The sequence below is a fragment of the Streptomyces sp. CBMA152 genome (genome assembly GCF_014596475.1).
Classification (GTDB): domain Bacteria; phylum Actinomycetota; class Actinomycetes; order Streptomycetales; family Streptomycetaceae; genus Streptomyces.
In genome coordinates, this window is sequence record NZ_MECJ01000024.1 from 291,515 (window position 1) to 306,026 (window position 14,512).

At 71.9% G+C, this 14,512-nt stretch carries 12 protein-coding genes; 4 read left to right on the forward strand and 8 right to left on the reverse strand.

From position 1 onward, the window contains the following. Nucleotides 1–6: 6 nt before the first annotated feature. Nucleotides 7–1,419, reverse strand: a complete 1,413-nt coding sequence (locus tag BG418_RS21215) for a diaminobutyrate--2-oxoglutarate transaminase family protein (RefSeq protein ID WP_398999665.1) — start codon at nt 1,417–1,419, stop codon at nt 7–9. A 453-nt stretch (nt 1,420–1,872) separates the two neighbouring features. Here BG418_RS21215 and BG418_RS21220 point away from each other — a divergent pair, with 453 nt between their 5' ends. Next, nucleotides 1,873–3,096: a serine protease gene (locus BG418_RS21220; protein WP_188275516.1), complete on the forward strand. Its 1,224-nt coding sequence runs from the start codon at nt 1,873–1,875 to the stop codon at nt 3,094–3,096. 239 nt (nt 3,097–3,335) lie between these two features. Continuing rightward, nucleotides 3,336–4,505, forward strand: a complete 1,170-nt coding sequence (locus tag BG418_RS21225) for a serine protease (protein WP_188275517.1) — start codon at nt 3,336–3,338, stop codon at nt 4,503–4,505. Nucleotides 4,506–4,594: 89 nt separating this feature from the next. Here the strand turns inward: BG418_RS21225 and hflX are convergent, their stop codons facing one another. The 6 genes from hflX to miaA all read right to left on the reverse strand — a co-directional run bounded on the left by hflX (nt 4,595) and on the right by miaA (nt 12,726). Continuing rightward, the gene (gene hflX, locus BG418_RS21230; RefSeq protein ID WP_188275518.1) at nt 4,595–6,100 is read right to left on the reverse strand and encodes a GTPase HflX; all 1,506 of its coding nucleotides are present in this window, start codon (nt 6,098–6,100) and stop codon (nt 4,595–4,597) included. 177 nt (nt 6,101–6,277) lie between these two features. Beyond that, nucleotides 6,278–7,780 carry a M1 family metallopeptidase gene (locus tag BG418_RS40575; RefSeq protein ID WP_188275519.1) on the reverse strand — a complete coding sequence of 501 codons (1,503 nt, stop codon included), beginning with the start codon at nt 7,778–7,780 and terminating at the stop codon, nt 6,278–6,280. A gap of 80 nt (nt 7,781–7,860) precedes the next feature. Then, the gene (locus BG418_RS21240; protein ID WP_188275520.1) at nt 7,861–9,948 is read right to left on the reverse strand and encodes a bifunctional (p)ppGpp synthetase/guanosine-3',5'-bis(diphosphate) 3'-pyrophosphohydrolase; all 2,088 of its coding nucleotides are present in this window, start codon (nt 9,946–9,948) and stop codon (nt 7,861–7,863) included. Nucleotides 9,949–10,087: 139 nt separating this feature from the next. After that, a complete protein-coding gene (gene dapF, locus BG418_RS21245; protein ID WP_398999670.1) occupies nt 10,088–10,963 on the reverse strand; it encodes a diaminopimelate epimerase in 876 nt (291 codons plus the stop codon). A gap of 133 nt (nt 10,964–11,096) precedes the next feature. Further along, nucleotides 11,097–11,681 carry a hypothetical protein gene (locus BG418_RS21250; RefSeq protein WP_223185219.1) on the reverse strand — a complete coding sequence of 195 codons (585 nt, stop codon included), beginning with the start codon at nt 11,679–11,681 and terminating at the stop codon, nt 11,097–11,099. Nucleotides 11,682–11,787: 106 nt separating this feature from the next. Next, nucleotides 11,788–12,726, reverse strand: a complete 939-nt coding sequence (gene miaA / locus BG418_RS21255; RefSeq protein WP_188275522.1) for a tRNA (adenosine(37)-N6)-dimethylallyltransferase MiaA — start codon at nt 12,724–12,726, stop codon at nt 11,788–11,790. A 183-nt stretch (nt 12,727–12,909) separates the two neighbouring features. On the opposite strand from miaA, the gene BG418_RS21260 reads away from it, so the two are divergent. Together BG418_RS21260 and BG418_RS21265 are read left to right on the forward strand one after the other, a co-directional pair. Next, a complete protein-coding gene (locus BG418_RS21260; RefSeq protein ID WP_188275523.1) occupies nt 12,910–13,167 on the forward strand; it encodes a gliding motility protein in 258 nt (85 codons plus the stop codon). 85 nt (nt 13,168–13,252) lie between these two features. Beyond that, nucleotides 13,253–13,492: an antitoxin gene (locus tag BG418_RS21265; RefSeq protein ID WP_188275524.1), complete on the forward strand. Its 240-nt coding sequence runs from the start codon at nt 13,253–13,255 to the stop codon at nt 13,490–13,492. Between the two features lie 118 nt (nt 13,493–13,610). Here the strand turns inward: BG418_RS21265 and BG418_RS21270 are convergent, their stop codons facing one another. Then, a complete protein-coding gene (locus tag BG418_RS21270; protein ID WP_188275525.1) occupies nt 13,611–14,333 on the reverse strand; it encodes a class III extradiol dioxygenase subunit B-like domain-containing protein in 723 nt (240 codons plus the stop codon). Between the last annotated feature and the right edge of the window lie 179 nt (nt 14,334–14,512).

Sequence of the window (14,512 nt, forward strand, 5' to 3'; positions counted from 1 at the left end):
TCCGGGTCAGCGGGACGGCCCGGGATCGGTCCGGTGGTGCGGGGCGCGCTCGGCGGCGGCCAACGCGTCGGCCAGCCGGTCGAGGACGGCGTCGGCCTGTTCGTCGGTGAGGGTGAGCGGCGGCAGCAGCCTCACGACGCTGGAGTGGCGGCCGCCGATCTCGACGATGAGGCCGCGCCGCAGGCACTCCTGCTGGACGGCGGTGGCGAGCGCGGGCGCGGCCACCGGCACGCCACTGGCCGCGTCCAGCCGCTCGGGGTCCACGAGTTCGACGCCGATCATCAGCCCCCGACCCCTTACGTCGCCGACGCAGGGGTGGTCCACCGCGAGGTCCTGGAGCCGGGCGAGGATCCGCGCGCCGAGCAGCGCGGCGCGTTCGGCGAGCCGGTTCTCACGGACGTACGCGAGTGTGGCCGCGCCCGCCGCCATCGCGAGCTGGTTGCCCCGGAAGGTGCCGGCGTGGGCGCCGGGCTCCCAGACGTCGAGGTCGTCGCGGTAGACGATCACGGCCAGCGGCAGCGAGCCGCCGATGGCCTTGGAGAGGACCAACACGTCCGGGACGATGCCGCTGTGCTCGACGGCCCAGAACACGCCGGTGCGCCCCACGCCGGTCTGGACCTCGTCGGCGATGAGCGGGATCGACCGGGCCGCCGTGATCTCGCGCATCCGGCGCATCCAGGAGTCCGGCGCCGGGTTCACCCCGCCTTCGCCCTGTACCGGTTCGAGGATCATCGCGCCCGGTTCGGGCACCCCGCCCTTGGGGTCGTCCAGCAGGCTCTCGGTCCAGCGGGCCGCGAGCTCGGCGCCCCGCTCGCCGCCGACCCCGTACGGACAGCGGTAGTTCAGCGGGTAGGGCAGCCGGGTCACGCGCGCGTCGCGGGCGCCGCCGGAGGCTTCCAGGGCGCCCGCCGTCATCCCGTGGTACGCCCCGGTGAAGGCGAGCAGTCCGCTGCGGCCGGTGGCCGTGCGGACCAGCTTCAGGGCCGCCTCGACCGCGTCCGTACCGGCCGGGCTGCAGAACTGGATCCGGGCGCGCTCCACGAGGGGGCGCGGCAGGGTGGCGAACAGCTCGGTGGTGAAGGCGTCCTTGACCGGGGTGGCGAGATCCAGCGCGTGCAGGGGCGCACCCGAGTCGATGACCTTTCTGATCGCCTCCAGCACCACCGGGTGGTTGTGGCCGAGCGCCAGGGTGCCCGCGCCCGCGAGGCAGTCGAGGTAGCGCCGCCCGTCGGCCCCCTCGATCGTCAGCCCGCGCGCCCGCACGGGCACGATGGGCAGCGACCGGGCGTACGTCCGCGCCGCCGACTCGCGCAGCGACTGCCGCCGCAGGATGCCCTCGTGCGCGGCGGGCGCCACCTGCGGCGGTACGGTCGCGGTCCCGTCCCTCGACGGCGCCGGAGCGGATTCGGTCACGGCCACGGCTGTTGGTCCTCCCACGGTGTGCGCCCCGCTGTGCTGTGCCTGTTGTGTCGCCATGTGTCCGCTGTGCCCGTCGTACCGGGTCCGCTGTGACGGTTCCGTGGCACGCCCGTTGCCCGGTGCGAACGGTGGGGCTGAACGCTGACGTGTTGTCCCCCGTACGTACCAACGACGCCGGGGCCGGAGGATCACGGGCAAGCGTCAAGATCCTTGAGGAGCGGAACCGGGGCCCTGCCGCGTACCGTCCCCATCGGCACCGGCATAGTGGGGGCCGCGCTTCGGCCGGTAGTTTTCGGCCGGGGCGAGTGGACCACCGGCTTCGCACGGGCCGGGAGTTCGCTTCAGTAACCAACGAGCGGTGCAGCAACTGTGGCCGCGCCGCGCATCAGTAGCGTCGGTACGAAGAAGTACCGGAGCAGTAGTCAGTACCGAAGTCCCAGGGGGATCAAGAACATGCGACCGACACGTCCGACCTTCGCCGCCCGGGGTGAGCGGCGCGCAGCTCGCCGGACCGCCCCCGCGCTGGCCGCGCTCGGCCTCACGGCGGCGCTCGCCATGACCGCCACCGCCTGTGGCCCGGGCGGCGACGACAAGGCCGACGCCAAGCCGACCTCGTCGGCGACGGCGGGCGGCGACGGCCTGCAGATCCCGAGCGACATCGCGGACCAGCTCAAGAAGCACGGGATCGACCCGGACAAGTGGAAGAACGGCGAGTGGAAGAACTGGGACAAGGCCAAGTGGCTGCGTGAGGCGAAGGACTTCGTCAACCCGATCATCGCCGGACTGTGGGACCCGGACCGGATGCGCAAGGCCGACAAGCCCCCGCAGACGCCCGTCCCCAACGACATCTCCGGCGACAAGGGCGTCACGGACCCGACCCCGCTGCCGGTGAAGGCCCGGGCGCAGCAGGCCCCGTACCACCAGAGCCTGCCGGAGCTCGGCAAGCTCTTCTTCGACGGCCCCGAGGGCTCGATGGTCTGCTCCGCGACCGTCGTGAAGGACCCGGCGCACCCCGGCAAGTCCAACATGGTCTGGACGGCGGGCCACTGCGTGCACGCGGGCGCCAAGGGCGGCTGGTACCGCAACATCGCCTTCGTGCCCTCGTACAACAACGCCGACCTGCCGCTCGCGCAGCTGAAGAAGGCCACCAGGGAGCAGATCGCTCCCTACGGCGTGTTCTGGGCCGACTGGGCGCAGACCTCGCAGCAGTGGATCGAGGGCGGCGGCCCGACCGGCGGCCAGGGCGCCCCGTACGACTTCGCGGTGCTGCACGTCACGCCCGAGAAGGGCAAGGGCGGCAAGTCCCTTGAGGAGACGGTCGGTTCGTCGCTGCCGGTCGACTTCAACGCTCCCGCCGTGCCGAAGATCGCGAGCATGACGGCGAACGGCTACCCGGCCGCGCCGCCGTACGACGGCCAGAAGCTGTACCAGTGCAAGGACAAGCCGGGCCGGCTCTCGCTGGACGCGAGCCTGCCGACGATGTACCGCCTGGGCTGCACGATGACCGGCGGTTCCTCCGGCGGCGGCTGGATCGCGGCGGGCGCCGACGGCAAGCCCGCGCTGGTCTCCAACACCTCCATCGGCCCGGTGACGGCCGGCTGGCTGGCGGGTCCGCGCCTGGGCAAGGAGGCCAAGGGCGTGTACGACTCGGTGAGCGGCAAGTACGCGGGTCAGTAGACCCGATGAGGGGTCCCGGCACTCTCCACGAGAGCTCCGGGACCCCTGTCCGAAACCCTCACGAACTACCGGCATAGTGGGGGGCTGCGACACGGCGGTCCCGGAAGACCCCGTCTCCCAACATGACGTGCCCATGGCAATACTCGCTGTCACGGCACGCCGGTACGGCGGTGCGACACGGCCGTACCGCCTGGCGAGTGATCAAGGTAAGAGCAAGAATCTCAGGGGGAATCGTTTCCATGCGATCCATACGTCCGCTGCTGGCCTCCACCGGCCTCGCCGCGGCTCTCGCGCTGACGGCCACCGCGTGCGGCCCCGGCGGCGACAACGCGGACGGCAAGCCGTCCGCGTCCACCACGGCCCAGGGCAAGGGCGGTGCGGGCCTTCCCGCCGACGTCGCCGACACCCTCAAGAAGCACGGTGTCGACCTCGACAGGTGGAAGAACGGCGACTGGAAGAACTGGGACAAGTCCAAGTGGCTGCGCGACGCCAAGGACTTCGTCAACCCGGTCATCGCCGGCCTGTGGAAGCCCGAGCGGATGAAGTCCGCCAAGGACCCGCAGAAGACCATGGACGCCAGTGACATCAGCGGCGGCCAGGGCGTCACCGACCCGGAGCCGCGTCCGGTGCAGGCCAAGGCCGAGAGCCTGCCGTACCACAACTACGCGGCCCCGGTCGGCAAGGTCTTCTTCGACTCCCCCAAGGGCCCCATGGTCTGCTCGGGCACCGTCGTCAAGGACCCGGCGCACCCCGGCAAGTCCAACCTCGTGTGGACCGCGGGCCACTGTGTCCACCAGGGCGCCCAGGGCGGCTGGTACCGCAACATCGCCTTCGTCCCGGCCTACAACGACCAGGGCAAGTCGGCGACGCAGCTGCAGAACGCGCAGCCGCAGGAGGTCGCTCCGTACGGCGCGTACTGGGCCGACTGGGTCTCGACCTCCAACGAGTGGATCTCCGGCGGCGGTCCGACCGGTGGCACCGGCGCCGCGAACGACTACGCGGTGCTGCATGTGAAGCCGGAGAACGGCACCAAGTCGCTTGAGGAGACGGTCGGCAACGCCCTGACCGTCAACTTCTCGACGCCCCCCGTGAGCTCCATCTCCGCGATGGGCGCCTGGGGTTACCCGGCGGCCCCGCCGTACGACGGCGTCAAGATGTTCAAGTGCATCGACCGTCCCGGTCGCCTCACGGTCGCTCCCGGCACGGCCCCGATGTACCGCATCGGCTGCACCATGACGGGCGGCTCCTCCGGTGGCGGCTGGTTCATCACCGGCGCCGACGGCAAGGCGGAGCTCGTCTCCAACACCTCGATCGGCCCGGTCACTTCGGGCTGGCTGGCGGGCCCGCAGCTCGGCGCGGGTGCCGAGCAGCTCCTCACCCAGATGAGCCAGAAGTACGGCGGCCAGTAAGGCCGTGAGTTCGTGAGCCCAGGCCACGAACGACGAGGCCCGCCCCCTCCGGACGGAGAGGGCGGGCCTCGTTCGTGTACCGCGTACGGTCAGTGCTTGGCCGGTACGTACGGAGCGAGCTCCGCCGCCAGCACCTCGTGCACCCGCGCCTTGAGCAGCGTGCCCTCCGGGGTGTGCTCCTCGGAGATCACCTCGCCCTCGGCGTGCGCACGCGAGACCAGCTGTCCGTGCGTGTACGGCACGAGCGCCTCGATCTCGACCCGGGGGCGCGGCAGTTCGGCGTCGATGATGCCGAGCAGCTGCTCGATGCCCATGCCCGTACGGGCCGAGACCGCGATGGAGTGCTTCTCGATCCGCAGCAGGCGCTGGAGCACCAGCGGGTCCGCCGCGTCCGCCTTGTTGATCACCACGATCTCGGGCACGTCGACCGCGCCCACCTCGCGGATCACCTCGCGCACGGCGGCCAGCTGCTCCTCCGGAGCCGGGTGCGAGCCGTCCACCACGTGCAGGATCAGGTCGGAGTCGCCGACCTCCTCCATGGTGGAGCGGAACGCCTCGACCAGGTGGTGCGGCAGATGCCGGACGAACCCGACGGTGTCGGCCAGCGTGTAGAGCCGCCCGCTGGGCGTCTCGGCCCGGCGCACGGTCGGGTCGAGGGTGGCGAACAGCGCGTTCTCCACCAGCACGCCCGCGCCCGTGAGGCGGTTGAGCAGCGAGGACTTGCCGGCGTTGGTGTAGCCCGCGATGGCGACCGAGGGAACCTTGTTCCGACGGCGCTCCTGGCGCTTGATCTCGCGGCCGGTCTTCATCTCCGCGATCTCCCGGCGCATCTTCGCCATCTTCTCGCGGATCCGCCGCCGGTCCGTCTCGATCTTGGTCTCACCGGGACCACGGGTGGCCATGCCGCCGCCGGACGAACCGGAGCCACCACCACCCATCTGCCGGGACAGCGACTGACCCCAGCCGCGCAGCCTCGGCAGCATGTACTGCATCTGCGCGAGCGAGACCTGCGCCTTGCCCTCTCGGGACTTGGCGTGCTGGGCGAAGATGTCGAGGATCAGCGCGGTCCGGTCGACCACCTTCACCTTGACGACGTCTTCGAGATGGATGAGCTGGCCGGGGCTCAGCTCACCGTCGCAGACCACGGTGTCGGCGCCGGACTCCAGGACTATGTCCCGCAGCTCCAGCGCCTTGCCGGAGCCGATGTAGGTGGCCGGGTCGGGCTTGTCACGACGCTGGTAGACGCCGTCGAGCACCATCGCGCCGGCCGTCTCGGCCAGCGCGGCGAGCTCCGCCAGTGAGTTCTCCGCGTCCTGCAGCGTGCCCGTGGTCCAGACGCCGACCAGCACCACGCGCTCCAGGCGCAGCTGCCGGTACTCGACCTCGGTGACGTCTTCCAGCTCGGTGGAGAGGCCCGCCACGCGCCGCAGGGCCGCGCGCTCGGAGCGGTCGAGCTGGGCGCCGTCGCGCGCGCCGTCGATCTCGTGGCTCCAGGCGACGTCCTCTTCCATCAGGGCATCGGCCCGAAGGCTCTCGGTGCGGTTCTTGTCCGCGAAGCTCTGCTCGTCCTGGGAAGGGGATGAAGAGGAGGTCATTGGATCCTTACGTCGTTGGAATTTCGGGTTACGTCGGTCACAACGCGTAATGGCTCCGAAAGATTCCCGTACGGAATCCGGCCCCGGCAGCGCCGCCGACTGGTCGATGGTCGCACGGTGCCGCCGGGGCCGTCATCCCGGTTTTCCCGGGTCGTACGGGATGACCGACCGTATCGGTCAGGCGTGGCGGGGTGCGGTGACGCGTCCCGCCACGGGCGCGGCGGCGCGCCAGTCCGGGTGCCCCGGCATCGGCGGTGTCTTCGCCCCGTACAGCCAGCCCTTCAGGAACGCCGAGAGATCACGTCCGGCGACGTCGGACGCGAGGTGCACGAAGTCGGCGGTCGTCGCCGTCCCGTCCCGGTGCTCGCTCACCCAGCGCCGCTCCAGCTCCTCGAACTTCGGCGCCCCGATCTCCTGCCGCAGCGCGTACAGCACCAGCGCGCTGCCGTCGTAGACGACCGGCCGGAAGATGCTGATCTTCTGCCCGGGGGCGGGCGGCTTGGGAGCGGCGGGCGGACCGCCCTGCGCGCGCCACGCGTCGGACTGGCGGTAGGCCTCGCGCAGCCGCGCCTCCATGGGGTGCTTGCCGTGCTCCTGGGCGTACAGCGCCTCGTACCAGGTCGCGTGCCCCTCGTTGAGCCAGAGGTCGGACCACGCGCGCGGGGAGACGCTGTCGCCGAACCAGTGGTGCGCCAGCTCGTGCACCATCACCGAGTCGACGTACCACTCGGGGAAGCCGGGCCGGACGAACAGCGAGCGCTCGAAGAGCGACAGGGTCTGCGTCTCCAGCTCGAAGCCGGTGTCCGCGCCCGCGATGAGGACGCCGTACGTCTCGAAGGGGTACGGCCCGACGAGCCGCTCCATCCACGCGATCTCGTCCGGCGTCTTCTTCAGCCAGCGCTCCAGCTTCGCCTTGTCCGCCGCCGGGACCACATCGCGCACCGGCAGCCCGTGCGGCCCCTCGCGGTGCAGCACCGCCGAGCGGCCGATGGAGACCTGGGCGAGCTCGGTCGCCATGGGGTGTTCGGTGCGGTACGTGGACAGGACGCGGTTGCCGGCCCGCTCGCGGCCGACCGGCAGCCCGTTGGCGACCACCGTGTAGTCCTTCGGCGCGTCCACGTGGAAGGTGAACATGGCCTTGTCGGAGGGGTGGTCGTTGCACGGGAACACCCGGTGCGCGGCGTCGGCCTGATTGGCCATCACCAGACCGTCGGAGGTGCGCACCCAGCCGCCGTCCTCGGTGCCGGGGTCGCTGGTGTGCCGGACGGTGATCCGCATCGGCTGACCCGCGTACACCGGGTGCCCGGGGGTGATCACCAGGTCCTCGTCGGCGCTCGCGAACGTCGCCGGGCTCCCGTTCACCTCGACGCTGTGGACGGTGCCGCGCGCGAAGTCGAGGTTGATCCGCTCCAGCCAGTCGGTGGCCAGCGCGTCGATGGTGGTGACGGCCTCCATCGGCTTCTTGTTGTCGCCCTGATAGGTGAATCCGATGTCGTACGAGAGGACGTCGTAGCCCGGGTTGCCCAGATGCGGGAAGAGCGGATCGCCGATGCCCAGAGGAACCGCGGGGGGCGGGGCCGCGGCGAGCACACAGGCCGCGGCGGTGGCCAGCAGAGCGGCACGCAGCCGACGGGACGGGCGCGGACGAGAAGCGGACGGCGGACGGGAGGAGAGCAGCATGCCCTACCGCTACCAGCACGGACCCCGGTGACGGCTCCGACGCGCATCACTCCCACCCGAACGAGCGTCGGCCCGTCGGTTCAGCCCGCGGCCGCCGGGTGCTGGGCGCGGGTCACGTCGTAGACGCCCGGCACATCACGCATCACCCGCATCAGGGCGGGCAGTTCGGCGGCGTCCGCCAGCTGGAGGGTGTACGTGTGCCGCACCCGCTGCTCGCTGGGCGGCTCCACGGTGGCCGACACGATCGCGGCGCCCGCCGTGGCGATCGCCTCGGTGAGGTCGGCCAGGAGCCTCGGCCGCCCGAACGCCTCGGCGACCAGGGTCACCCGGCAGGCGGCGGTGTCGCCCCAGCGCACCCCGACCCTGGCCCGTCCGAGCGCCGTCATCCGGGCCACCGCCGGGCACTCCTCGCGGTGCACGGTGACCGCGCCGCCGCGTACCGCGAAGCCGGTGACCGCGTCCGGCGGCACCGGCGTACAACAGCCCGCGAGCCGTACCGTCGCCTGCGGCAGATCGGTGACCGCGTTCGCGGCGCTGCGCCGGTCGGTGGCCACCGAGATCTGCGGCCGGGGCGCGGCCGCCGGGACCTTGACGCCCTCGGGGTGCTCGGCGAGCCAGCCGGTGATGGCGATCCGCGCGGCCGGGGTCCTGGCGTGCTCCAGCCACTCCGGGGAGGGCCCGGAGGCCGCGTCCTGGGCGAGCAGCAACTGCACGGTGTCACCGTCGCCCAGCACCGTACTGAGCGTCGCCAGACGGCCGTTGACGCGCGCGCCGATGCAGCGGTGGGCGTCCTCGCCGTACTGCGCGTACGCGGCGTCCACACAGCTGGCGCCGGCCGGCAGGCCCAGGGTTCGGCCGTCGGCGCGGAACACGGTGATCTCGCGGTCCTGCGCCAACTCCTCCCGTAGGGAGGACCAGAAGGTGTCGGGATCGGGCGCGCTCTGCTGCCAGTCGAGCAGGCGCGAGAGCCAGCCGGGCCGGGTGGGGTCCTCGCGCTCGCCGGCCGGTGCGTCGGCGCCGTCGCCGGGGCCGCCCGCCGCGTACGGGTTGCCGAGGGCGACGACCCCGGCCTCGGCGACGTTGTGCATCTGGTGGGTGCGGATGAGGACTTCGGCGACGGCGCCGTCGGGGCTCGCCACCGCTGTGTGCAGCGACTGGTAGAGGTTGAACTTGGGGGCGGCGATGAAGTCCTTGAACTCGGAGATCACCGGCGTGAAGCAGGTGTGCAGCTCGCCCAGGACCGCGTAGCAGTCGGCGTCCTCGGCGACCAGGACGAGCAGCCGCCCGAAGTCGGTGCCGCGCAGCTCGCCGCGTTTGAGCTGGACGCGGTGGACGGAGACGAAGTGCCGTGGCCTGATGAGGACTTCGGCGCTGATGCCCGCCTCGCGCAGCACGCCCCGCACCCCGTCGGCGATGGCCGTGAGCGGGTCCTCGGTGCCCGAGTTGGCCGCGATGAGGGCGCGGGTGTGCTCGTACTCCTCGGGGTGCAGGATGGCGAAAACCAGATCCTCCAGCTCGGTCTTGATCGCCTGCACGCCCAGCCGTTCCGCGAGGGGAATGAGCACATCACGGGTGACCTTGGCGATCCTCGCCTGTTTCTCCGGGCGCATCACGCCCAGGGTGCGCATGTTATGCAGCCGGTCGGCCAGTTTGATCGACATCACGCGTACGTCGTTGCCGGTGGCCACCAGCATCTTGCGGAAGGTCTCGGGCTCGGCCGCCGCGCCGTAGTCGACCTTCTCCAACTTGGTGACGCCGTCCACCAGATAGGTGACTTCCTCGCCGAACTCCACCCGTACCTGATCGAGCGTCACCTCGGTGTCCTCGACGGTGTCGTGAAGGAGCGAGGCGGTCAACGTGGTGGTCTCGGCGCCCAGTTCGGCGAGAATCAGCGTGACCGCGAGGGGATGCGTGATGAACGGCTCGCCGCTCTTGCGGAACTGGCCCCGGTGGGACGTTTCCGCGAGGACGTAGGCCCGTCGCAGCACCGCCAGGTCGGCGTCGGGGTGGTGGGCCCGGTGCGCCTCGGCCACATGGCCGATGGCGTCGGGCAGCCGGTCGCGGGAGGTGGGGCCGAGCAGGGCGGCCCGGCCCAGCCTGCGGAGGTCGATCCTGGGAAGGCCGCGTCGGCGACTCTGCGCGTCAGGATTCGTGGCCTCTGCACTCATGGGGCACCTCCGGCAGCATCGACCGGCGGTGGAAAGGCAGGCGTGCCCTCCGGGCCGGTGCTTGATGCTACCGACCCCACCACGTGGCGCAGTCCGGCTCTCGCTCAGCGTGAACCGGATCACCCATTCGAGCGAAGGTTCAGGCCACAGCCGTTTCAATGAGCGCGGGGTCGATCACGCCTTCGGCGACGATCACGGCGGGCCCGGTCATCTCGATCTCCCCGTCCGGGTACTCGGTGATCACCAGCGTGCCGCCCGGCAGGTCCACCGTGTACGTCACGGGGGCGCCGGTGACGGCGGGGTCCACGCCGTCCCTGCGCGCCGCGGCGACCGCGACCGCGCACGCGCCCGTGCCGCACGAGCGCGTCTCGCCCGAGCCCCGCTCGTGCACCCGCATCGCCACATGGCCGGGGCCCCGGTCGACGACGAACTCGACGTTCACGCCGTCGGGATAGACCTCGGCGGGGCTGAAGGGCGGCACCGAGCGCAGCTCTCCCGCGTGGGCCAGGTCCGCCACGAAGGCGACCGCGTGCGGGTTGCCCATGTTGACGTTGCGCGCGGGCCAGCTGCGGCCGTCGACCGTGACGGTGACGCCGTCCGCCGGCAGCACGGCCTTGCCCATGGAGACGGTGACGTCGCCGTCCTTGGCGATGTGCGCCTTCTTGACACCGCCCCGGGTGGCGATGGCCAGGTCGCCCTCCTCGACGAGCCCGGCGCGCTGGAGGTAGCCGGCGAAGACCCGGACCCCGTTGCCGCACATCTCGGCGATCGAGCCGTCCGCGTTGCGGTAGTCCATGAACCACTCGGCCTCGCCGGCCATGGTCTGCGCGTCGGGGTGCGCGGCGCTGCGGACGACATGGAGCAGCCCGTCGCCACCGATGCCGGCCCGCCGGTCGCAGAGGCGGGCGACGACGGACGCGGGCAGGTCCAGGGCGTTGTCCGGGTCGGGAACGATCACGAAGTCGTTCTGGGTCCCGTGACCCTTGAGGAACGTGAGCGGCGAGGTGTTGTTCACGCCGTCAATCGTACGGGCAGACACCGACAACCGGCCGGGGGCTGTGGACAACGCTCACCGGGCGGCGCTCAGCCGTATGGGCAGGCACCGGGAGTCGGCCCGAGGATCCGGCACGACCCGCACCGGACGGCGCTCAGCGCAGCCGGGCGACCCGCAACACGGCCAGCGCGACGGCCACACCGAGGCCCGCCACGTACAGGCCGATGACCCGCCAGTCGGGCCGCTCGCCGGAGCCGCGCGCGGGCAGCCCGGGCCAGGTGTAGCCGACCCGGCGGGCGGCCATCATGCCCCAGCCTGCGGCGCAGCAGCTGATCAGGAGGCCGAGCATGGCGACGACGGGGCCGCCGTCGCCGAACTCGAAGGCGAGCGGGAAGGCGAACATCAAGGAGCCGATCGCCGCGAGCATCACGATCGGGGCGAGCTGCCAGATCCGCAGCCTGCGCTGGGGGCGGATCTCGACCTCGACCTCGCCGCCGTCGACGGCCACGCCCTCGTCCTGGGGGCCGTCGGGGGTGAGCCCGACGGCGCCGGGAACGGTCGGGCCCAGGGGCGGGAGGCTCAGCTCGGCGGGGCGGGGCTCAGGGACGTCGCCGTGCGCGGGCTCTCGTCCCCCGTCGCTCACGTCCGGCCCCTCCGACATCGCTGTCATTTCCGAAGGACCTGGTCGCGCAGCGTCGTTCTGCGGTTCCTGCTCTCTGTCGCGAGGGCCGGCCTCCATCGCCACGCGCCCTCCCAACTCGGACTCCACTGGTCGATCGAGCTCGATGATGGCACGCGCGCGGGGGCCAAAATGACCGGTGGTGCGTCCCGATGCCATCACGTGATCAGGCTGTGACCGCCCGTTCGACCAACGCCAGCGCCCGGTGCGGGAGTTCCGCGCGGTCCTCGGCGGCGCCGCCCAGCCAGTGCACGCGCGGGTCCCGGCGGAACCAGGAGTCCTGCCTGCGCGCGAAGCGCTTGGTGGCACGGACGGTCTCCACGCGCGCGTCCTCCTCGGTGCACTCGCCCGCGAGGACGTCGAGCACCTGCTGGTACCCGAGCGCCCGGGACGCGGTGCGGCCCTCGCGCAGCCCGCGCGCCTCCAGCTCCCGCACCTCGTCGACGAGTCCCGCCTCCCACATCCGGTCGACGCGGACCGTGATGCGCTCGTCGAGCTCCGGGCGGCCGACGTCGACGCCGATCTGCACGGTGTCGTATACGGAGTCGTGGCCGGGCAGGTTGGCGGTGAACGGCTTGCCGGTGATCTCGATGACCTCCAGGGCGCGCACGATCCGCCGGCCGTTGCTCGGCAGGATCACGCGGGCAGCCTCCGGGTCGGCCTCGGCGAGCAGCCGGTGCAGCGCGCCCGGCCCGTCCTGCTCCAGCTCCCGCTCCAGACGCGCGCGTACCTCGGGGTCGGTGCCCGGGAACTCCAGTACGTCGATGGCGCCGCGTACGTAGAGGCCGGAGCCGCCGACGAGGACGGGAGTGCGGCCCTCGGCGAGCAGCCGGTCGATCTCCGCGCGCGCCAGCTTCTGGTACTCGGCGACGCTGGCGGGCTCGGTCACGTCCCAGATGTCGAGGAGGTGGTGCGGGACACCGCCGCGCTCTTCGAGCGTCAGCTTGGCGGTGCCGATGTCCATCCCCCGGTAGAGCTGCATCGAGTCGGCGTTGACGACCTCGCCGCCGAGCTGCTGGGCCAGGAAGACACCCAGATCGGACTTTCCGGCCGCCGTGGGGCCGACGACGGCGATGACCCGCGGTGCGGGAGCTGCAGTTCTCACTGTCACAGTCTCGCAAACCTCCAGGGCCGTCCTCGAACGAGCTACGTGACGGCGTGCATGCGGGTTCGTTGCCTGTTGCGAGGTTCCGACCGCCGGTTTGCCGAACCGGTAGCCCCGGGCGACGCAATGAGGCGCTCCGGATGGCGCGGGATTTCGCCCACACGAGTACGCTATGGAGTAGATATGGGTGTTTTTTCAAGGTTTCGCCGCAAGGCCGAAGAGGCTGTCGCGGAGTCAACCGAGGAGGTCAAGTCCGCCACCCTGACGGCCGAGGCGGCCGCGGAGGACGAGGCCGAGGTCTCGGAGTCGTCCGAGGCCACCGCGGAGGCAGCCGCGGACGAACCCGCCGAGGCCGCGGCCGGCGAGGGCGTGGAGATTCCGAAGCAGCAGTCTGCGGAGGAGGCGGCGGACAACGAGGCCGGTGAGGGCGCCCGCAAGTAGGCTGATGTAGAAATGTACTCCGCACGGTCCCCGAGTCGAGGGCGTATCACCGACCCCGAGACGAGGGCAGAGGGAAGGTGACCACATGGGCTTCCTGGACAACCTGAAGGCCAAGCTGGCCCCCGCCAAGGACAAGGTCTCGGACTTCGCGCAGCAGCACGAGGACAAGATCGGGCAGGGGCTCGAAAAGGTCGCCAAGACGGTCGACGACAAGACCAAGGGCAAGTACAGCGACAAGATCGAATCGGGTACCGGGAAGGCGAAGGAAGCCCTGGACCGGATCGCGCACAAGGACGACGACGGGAAACCGCCGACGGCGTCCTGATCACCTCGGGGACGGCCGCGGAGCACTTGGGCTCCGCGGCCGTCCCCGTGTGCTGTCCCAGGTGCCTGCGTTGCCTTCGTTGCCTTCGGGCGGGTGCCCGGCCGCGCGTGTCGCCCCGTCAGGACCAGACGGCGACGAAGTACCCCACGCCGTAGGGCGCGTCGTCGTACAGCAGTCGGCCCGCCAGATCCGTGCCCTCGGCGGCGCCCGCGAGGACCTGCCAGGGGGCCCGGCCGGCGGCCTTCAGCTCGTACGCGAGCTCGGTGTCCAGCGCCATCAACGCGCGCGTGTCGGCGGCGCCCAGCGCGTTCGCCACCCCTTCGTCGAAGGCGGCCGCGCGTTCGTCCAGGTAGCCGGGGGCCTTCAGGGTGCGGCAGGCACTGCCGTCGCCCATGACGAGCAGGGCCACCCGGTCGGCCCTGCCCCCTAGTTCACGGCCCGCCGTCGCGCAGCGCACCGCTTCCAGCGGCTCGCCGACGCCCAGGCCCTCCACCGGCGCGTCCGACCAGTCGGCGCGTTCGAGCAGCCACGCGGCGACGGCAAGGGAGGACGGCAGCTCCCGCTCCTCGCGCGCGTCGGCGTCGGGTTCCGAGGCGCCGAGCCGGACCCGCAGGTCGACCCCGAAGCCCGCGAAGGACCCGGGTGCGCCCTGCGGATGCGGCCCGCGCCCGTCCTGGTCGGCGGGACCGACCACGACCAGCAGATCGGGCCGGGAGGCGGCGAGCAGCCCGACCGCGTCGGCACAGGCGGCCCGCGCCGCGTCGAGCTCGGGCGCGGCACCGGCGGCGACCGCGGGCACCAGAAGCGGCGGACAGGGGCAGACGGCGGCGGCTACGAGCATGATCCGCAGCGTAGTGGGTGCGCCCGCGCCGCCGCGCGGTATGGCCACCGGGAACCGGCCACGCGCGCGGGGGTGACGGCCGCGGAACCACGCCTACGCGCGCATGGCGACCGCCTCCCGCAAACGGCCACGCGCGCGTAGGCGTGGCCTGGCTCCAGGGCCGCGGCTACGCGCGCGTG